This is a genomic window from Nocardioides sp. N13(2025) (assembly GCF_051912545.1).
Lineage (GTDB): Bacteria > Actinomycetota > Actinomycetes > Propionibacteriales > Nocardioidaceae > Nocardioides.
The window spans coordinates 1,360,475-1,375,804 of the sequence record NZ_CP196809.1 but is presented as its reverse complement, the minus strand read 5'-3'; the positions used below and the strand labels follow the sequence as shown (position 1 = coordinate 1,375,804).

13 protein-coding genes are annotated in these 15,330 nt (G+C 71.3%); 7 read left to right on the top strand and 6 right to left on the bottom strand.

What is annotated here, in order from left to right; genetic code table 11:
• Window positions 1-23: 23 nt before the first annotated feature.
• Window positions 24-2,390 (bottom strand): ABC transporter, encoded by a 2,367-nt coding sequence (locus ACS3YM_RS06585; RefSeq protein WP_439939273.1) that lies wholly within the window; start codon window positions 2,388-2,390, stop codon window positions 24-26.
• Between the two features lie 98 nt (window positions 2,391-2,488).
• Here ACS3YM_RS06585 and ACS3YM_RS06580 point away from each other — a divergent pair, with 98 nt between their 5' ends.
• Entirely contained in the window at window positions 2,489-2,863 is a 375-nt protein-coding gene (locus ACS3YM_RS06580; RefSeq protein ID WP_439939272.1) for a DUF4186 domain-containing protein, read from the top strand.
• Window positions 2,864-2,880: 17 nt separating this feature from the next.
• On the opposite strand, the gene ACS3YM_RS06575 is transcribed toward ACS3YM_RS06580, so the two are convergent.
• The 3 genes from ACS3YM_RS06575 to ACS3YM_RS06565 all read right to left on the bottom strand — a co-directional run bounded on the left by ACS3YM_RS06575 (window position 2,881) and on the right by ACS3YM_RS06565 (window position 5,023).
• Window positions 2,881-3,555 carry a response regulator gene (locus ACS3YM_RS06575; RefSeq protein ID WP_439939271.1) on the bottom strand — a complete coding sequence of 225 codons (675 nt, stop codon included), beginning with the start codon at window positions 3,553-3,555 and terminating at the stop codon, window positions 2,881-2,883.
• Window positions 3,552-4,625 (bottom strand): sensor histidine kinase, encoded by a 1,074-nt coding sequence (locus tag ACS3YM_RS06570; RefSeq protein WP_439939270.1) that lies wholly within the window; start codon window positions 4,623-4,625, stop codon window positions 3,552-3,554. The genes ACS3YM_RS06575 and ACS3YM_RS06570 overlap by 4 nt, the downstream gene beginning before the upstream one ends.
• 74 nt (window positions 4,626-4,699) lie before the next feature.
• Window positions 4,700-5,023: a hypothetical protein gene (locus ACS3YM_RS06565; protein WP_439939269.1), complete on the bottom strand. Its 324-nt coding sequence runs from the start codon at window positions 5,021-5,023 to the stop codon at window positions 4,700-4,702.
• A gap of 309 nt (window positions 5,024-5,332) precedes the next feature.
• Here ACS3YM_RS06565 and ACS3YM_RS06560 point away from each other — a divergent pair, with 309 nt between their 5' ends.
• Window positions 5,333-7,144 carry an amino acid transporter gene (locus ACS3YM_RS06560; RefSeq protein WP_439939843.1) on the top strand — a complete coding sequence of 604 codons (1,812 nt, stop codon included), beginning with the start codon at window positions 5,333-5,335 and terminating at the stop codon, window positions 7,142-7,144.
• Between the two features lie 99 nt (window positions 7,145-7,243).
• Here the strand turns inward: ACS3YM_RS06560 and ACS3YM_RS06555 are convergent, their stop codons facing one another.
• The gene (locus ACS3YM_RS06555) at window positions 7,244-7,897 is read right to left on the bottom strand and encodes a haloacid dehalogenase type II (protein WP_439939268.1); all 654 of its coding nucleotides are present in this window, start codon (window positions 7,895-7,897) and stop codon (window positions 7,244-7,246) included.
• 475 nt (window positions 7,898-8,372) lie between these two features.
• Between ACS3YM_RS06555 and ACS3YM_RS06550 the strand changes: the two genes are divergently transcribed.
• Window positions 8,373-10,526: a GAF domain-containing SpoIIE family protein phosphatase gene (locus ACS3YM_RS06550; RefSeq protein ID WP_439939267.1), complete on the top strand. Its 2,154-nt coding sequence runs from the start codon at window positions 8,373-8,375 to the stop codon at window positions 10,524-10,526.
• 4 nt (window positions 10,527-10,530) lie between these two features.
• Here the strand turns inward: ACS3YM_RS06550 and ACS3YM_RS06545 are convergent, their stop codons facing one another.
• Complete coding sequence (locus ACS3YM_RS06545) at window positions 10,531-10,662, bottom strand: hypothetical protein (RefSeq protein ID WP_439939266.1); 132 nt, start codon at window positions 10,660-10,662, stop codon at window positions 10,531-10,533.
• A gap of 200 nt (window positions 10,663-10,862) precedes the next feature.
• Between ACS3YM_RS06545 and ACS3YM_RS06540 the strand changes: the two genes are divergently transcribed.
• From ACS3YM_RS06540 to ACS3YM_RS06525, 4 genes are all read left to right on the top strand, one after another.
• Window positions 10,863-13,292 (top strand): heavy metal translocating P-type ATPase, encoded by a 2,430-nt coding sequence (locus ACS3YM_RS06540; protein WP_439939265.1) that lies wholly within the window; start codon window positions 10,863-10,865, stop codon window positions 13,290-13,292.
• A gap of 26 nt (window positions 13,293-13,318) precedes the next feature.
• On the top strand, window positions 13,319-13,825 hold the full coding sequence (locus tag ACS3YM_RS06535) for a DUF6153 family protein (RefSeq protein WP_439939264.1): 507 nt from the start codon (window positions 13,319-13,321) through the stop codon (window positions 13,823-13,825).
• A gap of 101 nt (window positions 13,826-13,926) precedes the next feature.
• On the top strand, window positions 13,927-14,565 hold the full coding sequence (locus ACS3YM_RS06530; protein ID WP_439939263.1) for a DUF305 domain-containing protein: 639 nt from the start codon (window positions 13,927-13,929) through the stop codon (window positions 14,563-14,565).
• 69 nt (window positions 14,566-14,634) lie between these two features.
• A complete protein-coding gene (locus tag ACS3YM_RS06525) occupies window positions 14,635-15,210 on the top strand; it encodes a hypothetical protein (RefSeq protein WP_439939262.1) in 576 nt (191 codons plus the stop codon).
• Window positions 15,211-15,330: the final 120 nt, after the last annotated feature.

Here is a 15,330-nt window from a genome sequence, read left to right as displayed (position 1 = left end):
CTGTGGCGCGCCGACGGCCGCGCTCAGGTTCGTTCGAGTCGACGCGCGAGGTACGGCGCGGTCACGCTGCCTTCGGCGGTGGCGACCTCGGCCGGCCTCCCGGTCGCAACGACTCGCCCGCCCGCATCTCCGCCGCCCGGGCCCAGGTCGATGACCCAGTCGGCGGTGGCGATCGCATCGAGGTCGTGCTCCACGAGCACCACAGTGTTGCCCGCGTCGACGAGGCGGTGCAGCTGACGAAGCAGGAGTGCGATGTCCGCCGGGTGCAGCCCGGAGGTGGGTTCGTCGAGCAGGTAGAGAGCGTGTCCGCGGCGCGCGCGCTGGAGCTCGGTGGCCAGCTTGATGCGTTGCGCCTCGCCACCGCTGAGCTCGGTGGCCGGCTGGCCCAGACGGAGGTAGCCCAGTCCCACCTCGCGCAGTGTCTCCAGGCTCCGGACCGCGGCCGGCACGTCGCTCAGGAACTTCGCGGCGTCATCGACGGAGAGGGCCAGGACGTCCGCGATGCTCTTGCCGCGGTAGGTGATCTCCAGCGTCTCGGCGTCGTACCGTGTCCCACGGCAGGTCGGGCACGGCTCGTAGGTGCCCGGCAGGAAGAGCAGCTCGACGGCGACGAATCCCTCGCCCTGGCAGGTCTCGCAGCGGCCCTCGGGGACGTTGAACGAGAACCGGCCGGCGTCGTACCCGCGGGCCCGCGCCTCGTCGGTCGCGGCGTACAGCTTGCGCACGGCGTCGAACATCCCGGTGTACGTCGCGAGGTTCGAGCGCGGCGTTCGGCCGATGGGGCGCTGGTCGACGAGCACCAGGCGGTCGAACGACTCCAGCACGCCGGGGTCCTCGGCGAGGACCTGGCTGACCAGGGTCGACTTGCCGGAGCCAGACACCCCGGTGACCGCGGTCAGCACGCAGAGCGGGATGTCGACGGCCACGTCCCGCAGGTTGTGGCGGCTGACGCCGGAGAGCTGCAACCAGCCCTCGGGATCACGGACGTCGTGCTCGAGCCGCGGCGCTCGCCCGAAGAGGTGGGCGCTGGTGGCCGACTCGACGACGTCCTCGAGGCCGGCGACCGGGCCGCTGTAGAGCACGCGTCCGCCCCCTTCGCCCGCACCCGGCCCGATGTCGACGACCCAGTCCGCGCGTCGTACGACGTCGAGGTCGTGCTCGACCACGAAGAGCGAGTTGCCGGACGCCTTCAGGCGATCGAGCACGTCGAGGAGCGGTTCGGCGTCGGCGGGGTGCAGCCCCGCAGAGGGCTCGTCCAGCACGTACACGACCCCGAAGAGACCGGACCGGAGCTGGGTCGCGATGCGGAGGCGCTGTGCCTCGCCGGGAGACAACGTCGTCGAGCTGCGCCCGAGGCTGAGGTAGCCGAGGCCCAGGTGGAGGAGCACCTCGATGCGGGCGACCAGGTCGGCGCAGATCCGGACGGCGACCTCGTTGGCCTCCTCCGGGAGGTCGGCGACGGGACGCAGCAGCCGCACCACGCCGTCGAGCGACAGCGCGTTGACCTCCGCGATCGAGTGGCCGGCGAAGGTGACTGCTCGAGCTTCTGGCCGCAGCCCGCTGCCGCGGCAGTCGGGGCAGGGCGCGTCCTCCACGAACCGGAGGGCGCGCTCGCGCATGCGCTCGCTCTTGGAGTCGGCCAGGACGTGCATCACGTGCTTGCGCGCACTCCAGAACTTCCCGTAGTAGCCGTGGTCGACGCGCCCCGGTTCGGGCTCGACGAGCACCGACGGCTGCTCGTCGGTGAAGAGCAACCAGTCGCGGGTCTTCTTGGGCAGGCGACGCCACGGCCGGTCGATGTCGATCCCGAGGCCGGACACGATGCTGCGCAGGTTCGCTCCCTGCCACGCTCCGGGCCAGGCGGCGATGGCACCGTCGCGGATGCTGAGGGAGGGGTCCGGCACCAGCAGCTCCTCGGTGACGTCGTGGACGACACCGAGACCGTGGCAGTGCGGACAGGCGCCGGCCGCGGTGTTCGGCGAGAAGGCCTCGGCCGGGAGCCGGTCCGTGCCGGCGGGATGGTCTCCGGCTCGGGAGTAGAGCATCCGCAGCAGGTTGGACAGCGTGGTGATGGTGCCGACCGATGAGCGGGACGTCGCCGCGCTGCGCCGCTGCTGCAGGGCCACCGCCGGCGGCAGTCCGGTGATCTCGTCGACGTGGGGGGCACCGACCTGGTGCAGCAGCCGTCGCGCGTAGGGCGCCACGGACTCGAAGTAGCGCCGCTGCGCCTCGGCGTACAGCGTCCCGAAGGCCAGTGACGACTTCCCCGAACCCGAGACCCCGGTGAACGCGACCATGGCGTCACGGGGGATGTCGACGTCGACGTGGCGCAAGTTGTGCTCACGTGCACCGCGCACGTGCACGAACGTGTCGGGTGCGTCAGGAGTCACGCGCACCTTGTACCCAGTGAACGCCAACTGATCCCGCTCGGACCGCCAGCAGTGGCGCCGCCCGCCGGCGGCCACCACGCCGTGCCTAGGCTGAGGCAGTGCACGACACCGCCGAGATCGATCTCCGGATGGATCGCGCGAGCGCGCGGCCGTTCGGTCGGCGGTTCCACCTGCGCGGGCGCGAGCGGGCCACGGCTGAGCTGCGCGGTCCGAGGACCATGCGGGCTCACGCCGCGGAGATCATCGCCGAGCGGCTGGCCCCGGAGGAGCCGCGCAACGACGGCCGGCAGACGCCGTACCGCAACCACCCGGTCTTCGTGGCCCAGCACGCCACCGCCACCTGCTGCCGCAGCTGCCTGGAGACGTGGCACGGCATCGCGAAGGGGCACCGGCTCGACCGCGACGAGCGGGCCTACGTGGTCGAGGTGATCGGGCGCTGGATCGACCGGGAGCTGGCTGGGCATCACAGCTAGCAGGACAGCCTGCGCTCCTACGGCTCGAACCTGTACCCCATCCCCGGCTCGGTCCGCAGGTGCTGCGGGCGGGACGGCTCCGCCTCCAGCTTGCGGCGGAGCTGGGCGATGTAGAGGCGGAGGTTGCCCTGCGCACTCTCGTAGCCGGGTCCCCAGACCTGGTCGAGGATCTGGCGCTGGCTGATCAGCTTGCCGGGATGCCGCACGAGGAGCTCGAGGAGCCTCCACTCCGTCGGGGTCAGGCGCACCTCCTCGCCACGCACGGTCACCCGGGTCGCCGCCAGGTCGACACGGACGTCGCCGAACTCCACCGTCGGCTGCTCCCCCGCCGGTGCATTGCGCCGCAGCATGGCGCGCAGCCGTGCGAGCAGCTCGTCCATCCCGAACGGCTTGGTCACGTAGTCGTCGGCGCCGGCGTCGAACGCATCGACCTTGTCGACGCTGTCCGCGCGTCCCGACAGCACCAGGATGGGCACGCTGGACCAGCCGCGCAGGCCGGTGATCACGTCCACGCCGTCGAGGTCGGGAAGACCCAGGTCGAGGATGACGAGGTCGGGAACCCTCGCCGCAGCCGCCTGCAGGGCCTCCGCGCCGTCGCTCGCCGTGGCCACCTCGTAGCCCCTGGCCCGCAGGTGGATGCCGAGGGCCCGGACGATCTGTGGCTCGTCGTCCACGACGAGGATCCGACTCACGGGGACACCGCCTCCCGACCGGTGGGGGCCGTGACCCCCGGCAGTGCGATGACCACCGTCAGCCCGCCCCCCTCCGTGTCCTCCAGCTCCAGGGTGCCGCCCATGGCCTCCACGAGGCCGCGCGAGAGTGCGAGCCCGAGGCCCAGTCCCGTCGGCGAGGTGTCGCCGAGGCGCTGGAACGGGACGAAGACGCGCTCCCGGTCGCCGATGGCGATGCCCGGCCCGTGGTCGACGACGCGTACGACGACACGGCCCCGTTCCCATGCGGCTCGGAGGACGGGTGGGTCGGTGGCGAAGCGCTGGGCGTTCGCCACGACGTTGACCAGCACCCGCTCGAGAAGGCCGGGGTCCGCGACGACCTCGGGCAGCCGGTCGGGGAGGTCGACCAGGACCCGGCGGTGGCGTACGCCGATGTCCTCGAGCGCGGCCGCCACGACGTCCTCCAGCGGGATGGGACGGGTGCGCACCGGCATGGCACCGGCCTGGAGCCGGCTGAGGTCCAGCAGGTTGTCGACGAGTGCCGAGAGCGTGTCCAGCGCGTCGTCGGCGGTGGCGAGGAGCTCGTCGCGGTCCGGCTCGTCGAGCACGACGTCCTGTGAGCGGAGGCCGGACACGACCGCCTTCGCGGTCGCCAGCGGCGTCCGCAGGTCGTGGCCCACGGCGACGAGCAACGCGGTTCGGAGCTTGTTGCCGGCCTCGAGCTCGGCCGCCTCGCGCACCGCCGACGCGCGACGAGCGGCCAGGTCGACGACCCAGCTCACCATCACCGAGATCGCCGCGAAGACCAGCACCGCGACGACGTCGGTGTCCTCGTGGACGCGGAAGGTGTGGAACGGCTCGGTGAAGAAGAAGTTGAGCAGGGCCGCGCTCATCGCGCTTGCGAGCAGCGCCGGCCCCAGCCCGCCGATCAGGGCGGCGCCGACGACCAGGAGCATGAACAGCAGGGCGTCGCTGGCCAGGCCGAGGCGGTCCCGCACGGGCACGAGCGCCACCACCAGGCACGTGGCGCCGACAACGGTGAGGGCGTAGCCGGACAACCGACGTCGCGCACTGATGCTGCCGCGAACCATCGCTCCTCCTGACGCATCGACGCCCGCGGATCGCGGTCTCCTCATTGTGCCCCCGGGGGCGAGCGCGGTGCCGGTCACGTCCAAGGCCCTCGCCCAGCCACGCCGGCGGCTGCGAGCAGGAATACTGCCAGACGCACGAGGTCCCACGGAGCCAGGGTGAGGTCGCCCGCGGTGTTGACCACGAAACCGGTGGCGAGGGCCCAGCCGGTGAGACCGAGGAGAAGCGCGCGAGGGGCGTCGAGGAGGTGCGAGAGCAGGACGGTGGCAGCGAGGAAGAGCGCCACCCCGTCGCCGACGGTCGGCTCGGCCGTGACCAGGACCGCGGTCAGCACGAGGAGCGCCCCTGCGCCCAGCCCGCACCGGACCTCGACCTCGTCGGTGATCGCACGCTCCGCCATGGCATCGAGTCAAGCGCGGCCGGGGCCCCGCGCGGGGAGCCCTGACAGGATCCTGACGCGTCGAAGCTGATCCCTTGCAGCACGCAGGCGGCTGGTGCAGTCGGCCGTGTTATGGCTCCGTTAGGCCGCCCCGGTAGGCGGTCCGGCCGGGGTTTGATCGACGGTGTGAGCACTGAGCTGATCCCAGTCGAGCCGCGCGCGGAGCGCTTCCGGGAGTGGTTGTTCGAGCGTCCCGAGACCCTGGAGCGCCACGCCGGGCCGCACGCCAGCGGCCCGGCCGGACACGCTCCCCAGCCGTGGTGGAGGGTCATGTGCCTCACGGGTGTGGACTACTTCTCCACCCTGGGCTACCAGCCGGGCATCGCGTTCCTGGCCGCCGGGCTGCTCAGCCCTCTGGCGACGATCATCCTGGTCCTGCTGACCTTGTTCGGCGCCCTGCCGGTCTACCGCCGGGTCGCGGCCGAGAGCCCGCACGGGCAGGGGTCGATCGCCATGCTCGAGCGGCTCCTGCCCTTCTGGCGCGGCAAGCTGTTCGTGCTGGGCCTGCTGGGCTTCGCCCTCACCGACTTCATCATCACCATCACCCTGTCGGCCGCGGACGCCAGCGCCCACGTGGTGGAGAACCCGCACGTGCCCGCCTTCCTCGAGGGTCAGGAGCTGTGGATCACCATGGGCCTCGTCGCCCTGCTCGGGGCGGTGTTCCTCAAGGGCTTCACCGAGGCGATCGGTGTCGCCGTCGCCCTCGTGGTGGCCTACCTCGCACTGAACGCCGTCGTCATCGCGGTCGCGGCGGCCCACGTCGTCCAGGACGCCCGGGTCGTCACGGACTGGACCTCGGCCCTCACCACCCAGCACGGAGACGTGGTGATGATGGTCGCGATCTCCCTGACGCTCTTCCCCAAGCTGGCCCTGGGCATGTCGGGCTTCGAGACCGGGGTGGCCGTGATGAGCCACGTCCGCGGGGACCAGACCGACGACACCGAGCGTCCGGCCGGACGGATCCGGAACACGCAGCGGATGCTCACCACCGCCGCGTGCGTCATGAGCTGCTACCTCATCTCGTCCAGCCTGGTCACCACCTTGCTCATCCCCGCAGAGGAGTTCGAGGAGGGCGGCTCGGCCAACGGGCGAGCCCTCGCCTACCTGGCACACAACTACCTCGGCAACACCTTCGGCACGGTGTACGACGTCTCCACGATCCTCATCCTGTGGTTCGCCGGCGCGTCCGCGATGGCGGGGATGCTCAACCTCATCCCGCGATACCTCCCCCGCTACGGCATGTCGCCCGAGTGGGCAGGTGCCGTACGACCTCTGGTGCTCGTGCTGACGAGTGCCGCGTTCCTCATCACCTGGATCTTCGACGCCGACGTCAACGCCCAAGGTGGCGCGTACGCCACGGGCGTCCTGGTCCTGATGACGTCGGCCGCGGTCGCCGTGACCCTGGCCGCCCGGCGCGCCGGCGAGCGACGGCGCTCGTGGGGCTTCGCCCTGATCACGGTCGTGCTCCTCTACACGACGCTGGACAACGTGCGTGAACGGCCGGACGGCGTGAAGATCGGCGCCTGCTTCATCGCCGCGATCATCGGGGTCTCCGTCCTGTCGCGCCTCGCCCGCGCCTTCGAGCTCCGCACCATCGAGGTCACCTACGACTCCCGCGCGGACGCCTTCCTCCGCGACTGCGCGCGCCGCTCCATCCGGCTCGTCGCCAACGAGCCGGGGGCGCGGGACCTGGACGAGTACCGGGACAAGGTCCGTCAGGTGATCGACGACCACGAGCTGCCGAACGCCGGCGACATCATCTTCGTCGAGGTCACGGTCGGCGACTACTCCGACTTCGAGAGCCGCATCGACGTGCGCGGTGAGGTGCTGCACGACCACTACCGCGTCCTCACCGTCACCGGTGCCTCGGTCCCGAACACGCTCGCGTCTCTGCTGCTCGACATCCGTGACCGCACCGGGGTGCGCCCGCACATCTACTTCGAGTGGACCGAGGGCAACCCCCTGCCCAACCTGCTCCGGTTCCTGTTCTTCGGTGTCGGAGAGGTGGCACCTGTCACCCGTGAGGTGGTCCGCCGAGCCGAGCCCGAGCCCGACCGCAGACCACACATCCACGCCGGCTGAGCCACGTCGTGAGCCGTGTAGGGACTGACCCCTACACGTGATCAGTAGGCGCCGCGGCAACAGACGACGACCTCGTCGACGGCGGGCCCGTGCTGCGGGTCAGCGAGCGAGCTCGTCGGCCAGCTCCGTCAGCGACCCGACCTGGAGGTCGGGAGTCCGGAAGTAGCCTGGGTAGGGGCCCCCGGTCCGGTTGATCCACGCCGTGGCCAGGCCTGCACGTGCGGCGCCGTCGATGTCCCACGGATGGACTGCGACGAGCATGGCATCCGCCGGATCGACATCGCACCGTTCGAGGGCGTAGGCGTAGGCGTCCGCAGCGGGCTTCCATCTGCCCGCGTCCTCGACCGAGAGGAGCATCTCGAAGTGGTCGCGGATTCCGGCGCGGTCGAGGAGCGCTTCGGCGACTGATGCGGACCCGTTGCTCAGCGTCACCAGGCGGATCCCCAGGTGCTGCAGGGAACCGATCCCCTCGGGCACATCCGCATGCACGGGGAGTCCGGCGAAGCCCTCCATGATGTGCTGGACCGCGTCCTCGACGCTTCGCTCCAACGGTTGTCCGTCGAGGACAACGCTCAGCGCATCGACCGCGATCGTGGCGAACGCCTCGTTCACACCGACGGCCGTCAAGGCGAACCCGTCGCGGAGCAGTCCGGCGAACCAGGTCCTTGCCAGGTGGGCCGGCGCTCCGACGTCCTCGAAACGCTGTCCCATCGGAGCCATGTCCGAGAGCGTCTCGTTGACGTCGAAGATCATCACGACAGGTCGCCCCGGCCCATCGGGACCCACCGGGTGGCCCGCAGGACGAAGCCCTTGGCTGGTGCGATCGGTCGTCATGCCCTCACCGTAACCACGGACCCACCACCGCCGCCGTCCGGGCAGTGGTAGGCGCGTGACTCGCCTCACGACGAGGTATCAGGCCACCTGCTGGCGGGTAAGGACATGCCCGGCAGCGCTGCCCCGGCCCAGAGGAGAGTCCCGCGATGTTCCTGTTCTTCAGCAACCGTCTCGGCTGCGGTGGCTCGCTGCTCGTCTCGCTGGTGATCACCGCCATCCTGCTGATCATCTTCGTGTTCTGACCTGCCGCCGCTGGGCCCCGGCGTAGCTCCGCACTCAGGCCACCCGGGGCCACATCGCGGCTACCATCGAGACGGTTGCCTGCTTCTGGCGCCACGCAGCGTCCGCGGTCGGGCGCTGACAGATCTGAGGGCATGTGTCTGTGGCGAGCCGAGTGCGTGGAGCGGGCGACAACCCGCTGTGGCTCAGCGGCGTGGTGCTGCTCGGGGTCATGGTGGCGGTCGACGTGCTGCTCGAGCGCCAGATCAACGGCGCCTACGGCGGTGCCGCCGTCCTGACCGCGATCTACGCGGACGCGCGCCGCACGGCAGCCGTGTCCGCGCTCGCACTGGTGATGTCGGTGGCGTCGGGAACGTGGAACGACAACCTCGGTGGACGCGACTGGGCGATCCGGTTCGCCACCTGCGTCCTCATCTGTGCCCTGGCGCTCGTGGCTGCGCGGGCGAACTCCCGCAGGCAGCAGCGCCTGGAACGCACCACAGCGCTGGCGCAGCGCGTCCTTGATGCCCTGGCGGTCGAGCTGACCGGGTCACGCACGGTCAGGGAGGTCGCCGACGGGTTTTTGGGCAACGCCATGGGAACCATGGGTGCCTCCTCGGCCATGGTGCTCTCCCTCGATGCCGACGACGTGCTGCGGACCCTTGCCTGGCACGGCCGGTCAGGGGTCGGCGCGGACCAGTACCAGGAGATTCCTCTCTCCAGCGACCTGCCCGGCGCCGTGGCGGTCCGGGAAGGCCGGGACATCCACTTCCGATCGGTGAAGGAGATCGTGGCTGCCTTCCCCGACTTGGCCGACTACTACACCACCGACCGCAGCCTCCACCTGCTCCCGTTGCGGCGCGATGGCCGCACGCACGGCCTGCTGGCCATCACCTTTCCCCCGGATCTCTTCACGCAGCACGAGGACGGGTTCCTCCGCTCCCTCGCCGGTGCGCTGACCAGCGCAGTCGAGCGGGCTGCCGAGCTGCAGCGATCCGACGCTGCCACCCAGCGAACCGTCCTGCTGGCAGAAGTCTCGATGAGCCTGTCGCGCAGCCTTGACATGGACGCCACGCTCGCGGAGTGCGGCCGGATCCTCGTGCCTCGCTTCGCCGACTGGTGCACCCTCCAGCTGCTGCGCGACGGACAGCTCGAGACGGTGTCGGTCACCCATCGTGACGCCGAGACCACGGCGTGGGCCCGCTCGCTCCTGGGTGCGTTCCCGACCCGGATGGACGCCGAGACCGGATCGGCGCACGTCGTCAGGTCGGGGAAGAGCGCGCTCTACCCGTTCATCCCGGCCGACCTCCTCGAAGCCGCGGCCACCAGCCCGGAGCACCTGGAGATCCTGCGTCGACTCGGTCTCACCAGCGCGATGATCGTGCCGCTCAACGGCCGCGACGGCGTCATCGGCGCGCTCACGCTGATCCATGCCGAGTCCGGACGCCGGTACAGCGACGAGGACGTCGCTTTTCTCGAGGCGGTCTCGGACCGGGTGGCAGTGGCCCTCGACACCGCCGCGACGTTCGAGCACCAGTCGGAGCGCCTGGCCGGCGTCACGTTGGTGGCCGAGGCCGCGCAGCGCGCGATCCTGGCGCCGCCTCCGGCGAGGACCGGGCCGGTCTCGTTGTCGGCTCGCTACCACTCGGCCGCGTTCGAGGCCCAGGTCGGTGGCGACCTGTACGAGGTGGTGCGCGGACCCGCGTCCGTGCGTCTGCTCGTCGGCGACGTGCGCGGCAAGGGCCTCGCGGCGGTACGCACCGCCACCGTCGTGCTCGGCGAGTTCCGGGCCGCCGCGGCCGCGGCGGGCGACGTGGCCCACGTGGCACGCGAGATCGATCGTCGGATCCTGCCGTACCTGCCCGACAGCGAGGACTTCGTGACCGGCCTGCTGGTCGACATACGCCACGACGGCAGCTTCGACGTCGTGTCGTGCGGCCACCCTGCGCCGGTGGTGGTCCAGGCATCAGGACGGGTCACCACGGTCGAGCTGGACCACGAGCCACCGCTGGGACTCGGTGTCCACCCGGTGCCCGCACACGGCCAGCTCGCTCCCGGCGACCGGATGCTCCTCTTCACCGACGGGTTGATCGAGGCACGCTCACCCGAAGGCGCCTTCATCGACCCCGCTCCCTTCCTGGCCGCGGTGGGCCAGGCCGACTTCGACTCCGCCCTGGACGGCCTGCTCACGTCGCTGACGGGGGAGGCGGGCCATCTCGATGACGACCTCGCGCTCATGCTCGCCTGCTACGACCCCGTCGAGGCGACAGGCACCACGCCTGCTCGATCGGGTGAGCTGCGGATGACGGGATCCCCCGCGCCAGGCTGAGTGCTCATCTCGGGGTCCGCTCCAGCCGGGTCCAGCCAGTCCACCCGCGTTCCTCGAGGAGACGCATCAGCTCGCGCCCGACCGGCACCAGGCTGAGGAACCACTCATCGAGCAGCGCCACCAGGTCATCGGACATGCCGCCGTCCTCGGCGAAGGCCCGCCACTCCTCGTCAGGGACGGCTTCGAGCTGCGCGCGCCGCACCTGTCGTGGAACGAGGCAGCGTCGCTGCCCATGGCCGGGCTGATCGCCTGGCGGGCGCTGGTCACCCGCGGGCGGCTGGTCGGCAAGGTGCAGACAACCCTTGACTACATACCCCCCGGGGGTATAGTGGAACCATGACCAGCCACCCCCACCACCCGGACATGACCACCGCGCACCAGGTCACCGACCCGGTGTGCGGGATGAGCGTCGACCCGACCGTCACGGAGCACACGGCCGACCACCACGACGAGCGGTTCTACTTCTGCTCCGCCGGCTGCAAGGCCACCTTCGTCGCCGCACCCGAGCAGTACGCCGGGCACGAGCACGCCGGGCACGAGCACGCCGGGCACGAGCACGCCGGTCACGGGACCCGGATGAACACCGCGCCGACGCCGCGTGAGGGCGAGACGGTCGAGTACACCTGCCCGATGCACCCCGAGATCCGCCAGGACGGGCCCGGCACCTGCCCGATCTGCGGCATGGCGCTCGAGCCCGTCGTCGTCAGCGCCGACACCGGGCCGTCCGAGGAGCTGCGCGACATGACCCGCCGCTTCTGGGTGGGTGTCGCGCTGTCCGTCCCCGTCGTCATCCTCGGCATGGGCCGCGACCTCATCCCGTGGCTGCACGACAACGTGTCCGCGACCGCGTCGGCCTGGACCCAGCTCGCGCTCGCCACCCCCGTGGTGCTGTGGGCGGGCTGGCCGTTCTTCGTCCGCGGCTGGGCGTCGGTGCGCACCCGCAACCTCAACATGTTCACGCTCATTGCGATGGGCACGGGCGTCGCCTGGTTGTTCTCCGTCGTCGCCACGCTCGCGCCCGGCATCTTCCCCGAGGCGTTCCGCGAGGACGGCGCCGTCGAGGTGTACTTCGAGGCCGCGGCCGTCATCACCACCCTGGTCCTCCTGGGCCAGGTCCTCGAGCTCCGCGCCCGGGAGGCGACCTCCGGGGCGATCAAGGCCCTCCTCGACCTCTCCCCGAAGACCGCACGCCGCGTCCTCGACGACGGCACCGAGGAGGAGGTGACCCTCGACCAGGTCCAGATCGGTGACCTGCTCCGTGTGCGCCCCGGCGAGAAGGTCCCGGTCGACGGGCTCGTCGAGGACGGCAGATCCGCCGTCGACGAGTCCCTCGTCACCGGTGAGTCCATGCCCGTCACCAAGGACGTCGGCGACAACGCCATCGGCGGCACCCTCAACTCCACCGGCGCGCTCCTCGTCCGCGCGAACGCCGTCGGCCGCGACACCATGCTGGCCCGCATCGTGAACATGGTCGCCGAGGCCCAGCGCTCGCGCGCGCCCATCCAGCGCACCGCGGACCGGGTCTCGGCGGTCTTCGTGCCCACCGTGATCGGCGTCGCCGTGCTCGCGTTCATCGTCTGGTCCCTCGTGGGGCCCGACCCGAAGCTGGCCCACGCCCTCGTCGTCGCGGTCAGCGTCCTCATCATCGCCTGCCCGTGTGCGCTGGGGCTCGCCACGCCCATGTCGATCATGGTCGGCGTCGGCCGCGGCGCCCAGATGGGCGTGCTCATCAAGAACGCCGAAGCACTCGAGCGGATGGAGAAGGTCGACACGGTCGTGGTCGACAAGACCGGCACGCTCACCGAGGGCAAGCCGGCTGTGGTCGCCGTCGAGACCGCCGACGCGTACGGCGACCTCACCGCAGGGGAGCTGCTGCGGCTGGCGGCCGCGGTGGAGAACGCGTCCGAGCACCCCCTGGCCCGCGCCATCGTGGAGAAGGCCCAGGCCGACCTGGCCGACACCGCAGACGACGCCGGGCCGGGCGGACGCGCACTGCCCGACGTGGCCGACTTCGACGCGCCCGCCGGGAAGGGCGTCCTCGGCACCGTCGAGGGCCACCGGGTCCTCATCGGCACCGCCGGGTTCCTGACGTCGCAGGACATCGACCCCGGGCCCCTCTCCGGGCAGGCCGACGAGCTGCGTCGCACCGGGGCCACCGCGGTCCTCGTCGCCATCGACGGCACCCCCGCGGGTGTCATCGGGATCGCCGACCAGGTCAAGGACACCACCCCGGCAGCTCTCGCCGCGCTCCGCAAGGAAGGCATCGAGGTCATCATGCTCACCGGCGACAACCTGGTGACCGCAGAGGCAGTCGCGCGCCGGCTCGGGATCGACCGGGTGGAGGCCGAGGTGCTCCCCGACCACAAGGCCGACGTCGTCACCAAGCTCCGCAGTGAAGGTCGGGTGGTGGCGTTCGCCGGCGACGGCGTCAACGACGCACCCGCGCTCGCCGCCGCCGACGTGGGCCTGGCGATGGGCACCGGCACCGACGTCGCCATCGAGTCCGCCGGGGTCACCCTGTTGCGCGGTGACCTCAACGGCATCGCCCACGCGCGCCAGCTCTCCCACGCCGTCATGGGCAACGTCCGCCGCGGCCTCGTGCTGGCGTTCGGCTACAACACCGCGGGCATCCCCATCGCCGCCGGCGTCCTCTACCCGGTGTTCGGGTGGCTGCTGTCCCCGGTCATCGCCGCTGCCGCGATGGCGCTGTCCTCGGTCAGCGTGATCGTCAACGCGCTCCGGCTCCGCACCCAGCGACTGGGCTGACCCCTCCACCCGTAGCATCGAAGCCGATGACCTCCGTGCCCGCGTCCTCCCCAGGCGCCCGCAGCCTCCTGCGGGCGCCTGCGGCCGGGCGCGTCAGCGGGCGCGCCATCCTGGGCGCCCTGGTGGTGGCCCTCGTCGTCGGCATCCTCGGCATGCACGCCGTCGCCAGCCACGGCACGCCGGCAGTGGCCGCAGCCTCGGCGGGCGTGTCGGACGCTGCCACCGCCCACGTGGCAGCGATGTCGACAGACGCCTCCCACGAGGAGCACGCGCACGCGGCGGACGCCCGCCCGCCGGACCGGGTGGCCGGCTCCGACTCCGGCTCGTGGCACCACCAGTCGAGCATGGTCGTGCTCTGCGTGGTCGTGCTCGCGGCGGTTGCACTGACGCTGCTCGTGCTCCTGGTGGGCGGCCTCCTCCGGCCGGTGCTGCCCGCCGCGTTCCGGCCGGCAGCCGTACGCATCCGCGCGTTGCAATGGGTGCGCGGCACCGGCCCGCCCCACGAGTGGCAGTTCTCCGTCATCAGGTGCTGACAGGCCCTGCGGCCGCCCGTCACCGCTGTCCTCGAGGCAGAGCAACGACGGGTGTCGCCGTCGCATGCCCACCACCCACACCTGACACCAGGAGAGCTTTGATGCACACGACCAAGACCCGCACGCGCGCGCTCGGCGCCATCGCGCTCACCCTCGCCCTCGGCGCCGGCCTGACCGCCTGCGGCGACGACACCGCCGACGCGGCCGGCAAGGCCGAGGTCAGCACGACCGAGCACAACGACGCTGACGTCGCCTTCGCCAGCGACATGATCACCCACCACGCCCAGGCCCTGTCCATGGTGGACCTCACCCTCGACCGGCCCCTCGACCCTGAGGTCCAGGCCCTCGCCGAGGACATCCGCGAGGCCCAGGCCCCGGAGATCGAGACGATGGCCGACTGGCTCACCAGCTGGGGCGAGGACGTCCCCGCGACCATGCGCGACCACGTCAACGGCGGTCACGACATGGACGACATGTCCGACAACATGGACGGGATGGACCACGACGAGATGCCGGGGATGATGACCGCCGATGACATCGACGAGCTCGAGAACGCCGGCGACGACCAGTTCCAGGACATGTGGCTGCAGATGATGATCGAGCACCACGAGGGCGCGGTCGAGATGGCGGAGGCCGAGCAGGAGGACGGCCGGTTCAAGGACGCCGTCGACCTCGCCGGCCAGATCATCGACGCGCAGAACCAGGAGATCGGCACCATGAAGGGCCTCCTGGAGTCCTGATCCCGCGCGGCGGACGCCACCGGCAGCGGTGGCGTCCGCCCCCATGCCGACATGCAGGAGAAGAGCCCTGTGAAGACCCCCGCCCCCATCGTGGCCGCAGCCACGATCGCCCTGGCACTCGCCCTCGCCGGGTGCAGCAACGCCTCGACCGCGACCGACGTCCCCACCAGCCCGGCCGGCTCGAGCCCCTCGAGCTCGACAGGGGCAGCGCCCGACGGCACGTCCCTCCCGCCGTGGCCCGCGCCAGGCGACGTACCCGCGCGGGTCGCTGCCGCCGGGCTCGACCTCGGGCCGATGGGGACGGCCGAGCACTACCACCCCCACCTGACGATCACCATCGACGGACAGCAGGTGCCCATACCGCCCGGCATCGGCGTCGACCCGACCACCGGCGCCATGTCCGCAGTCCACACCCACGAGGGCGACGGCACCATCCACATCGAGGCCCACACGGTCGGCGAGGTGTTCACCCTCGGCCAGCTGTTCACCCAGTGGGGCGTCGCCCTGACGCCCACCCAGGTCGGAGGCGTCCGCGCCCGGCCTGGGAAGAAGGTGGTCGTCACCAGCAACGGCACCCGCATGCCCGGTGACCCTTCCGACCTCCGGTTCGCCCCCGACCAGCAGATCGAGCTCACCGTCCCCTGACCCGACCGGCTCGGGTGTCCCTGTGCCCAGGGTCACATGGCCCTACCCCCGGGGGGTATCCACCGGCACCATGGAGGACACGGACTGCTGGAGGACCAGTGCGCCCAGGACACGGAAGGA

Bases quoted from the DNA above. Each gene is read 5' to 3' on its own strand.
- ACS3YM_RS06555 (WP_439939268.1), bottom strand. From the start codon at position 7,897: ATGATCTTCGACGTCAACGAGACGCTCTCGGACATGGCTCCGATGGGA.
- ACS3YM_RS06565 (WP_439939269.1), bottom strand. From the start codon at position 5,023: ATGGCGGAGCGTGCGATCACCGACGAGGTCGAGGTCCGGTGCGGGCTG.
- ACS3YM_RS06540 (WP_439939265.1), top strand. From the start codon at position 10,863: ATGACCAGCCACCCCCACCACCCGGACATGACCACCGCGCACCAGGTC.
- ACS3YM_RS06530 (WP_439939263.1), top strand. From the start codon at position 13,927: ATGCACACGACCAAGACCCGCACGCGCGCGCTCGGCGCCATCGCGCTC.
- ACS3YM_RS06545 (WP_439939266.1), bottom strand. From the start codon at position 10,662: ATGTCCGATGACCTGGTGGCGCTGCTCGATGAGTGGTTCCTCAGCCTG.
- ACS3YM_RS06560 (WP_439939843.1), top strand. From the start codon at position 5,333: ATGTGCCTCACGGGTGTGGACTACTTCTCCACCCTGGGCTACCAGCCG.
- ACS3YM_RS06535 (WP_439939264.1), top strand. From the start codon at position 13,319: ATGACCTCCGTGCCCGCGTCCTCCCCAGGCGCCCGCAGCCTCCTGCGG.
- ACS3YM_RS06570 (WP_439939270.1), bottom strand. From the start codon at position 4,625: ATGGTTCGCGGCAGCATCAGTGCGCGACGTCGGTTGTCCGGCTACGCC.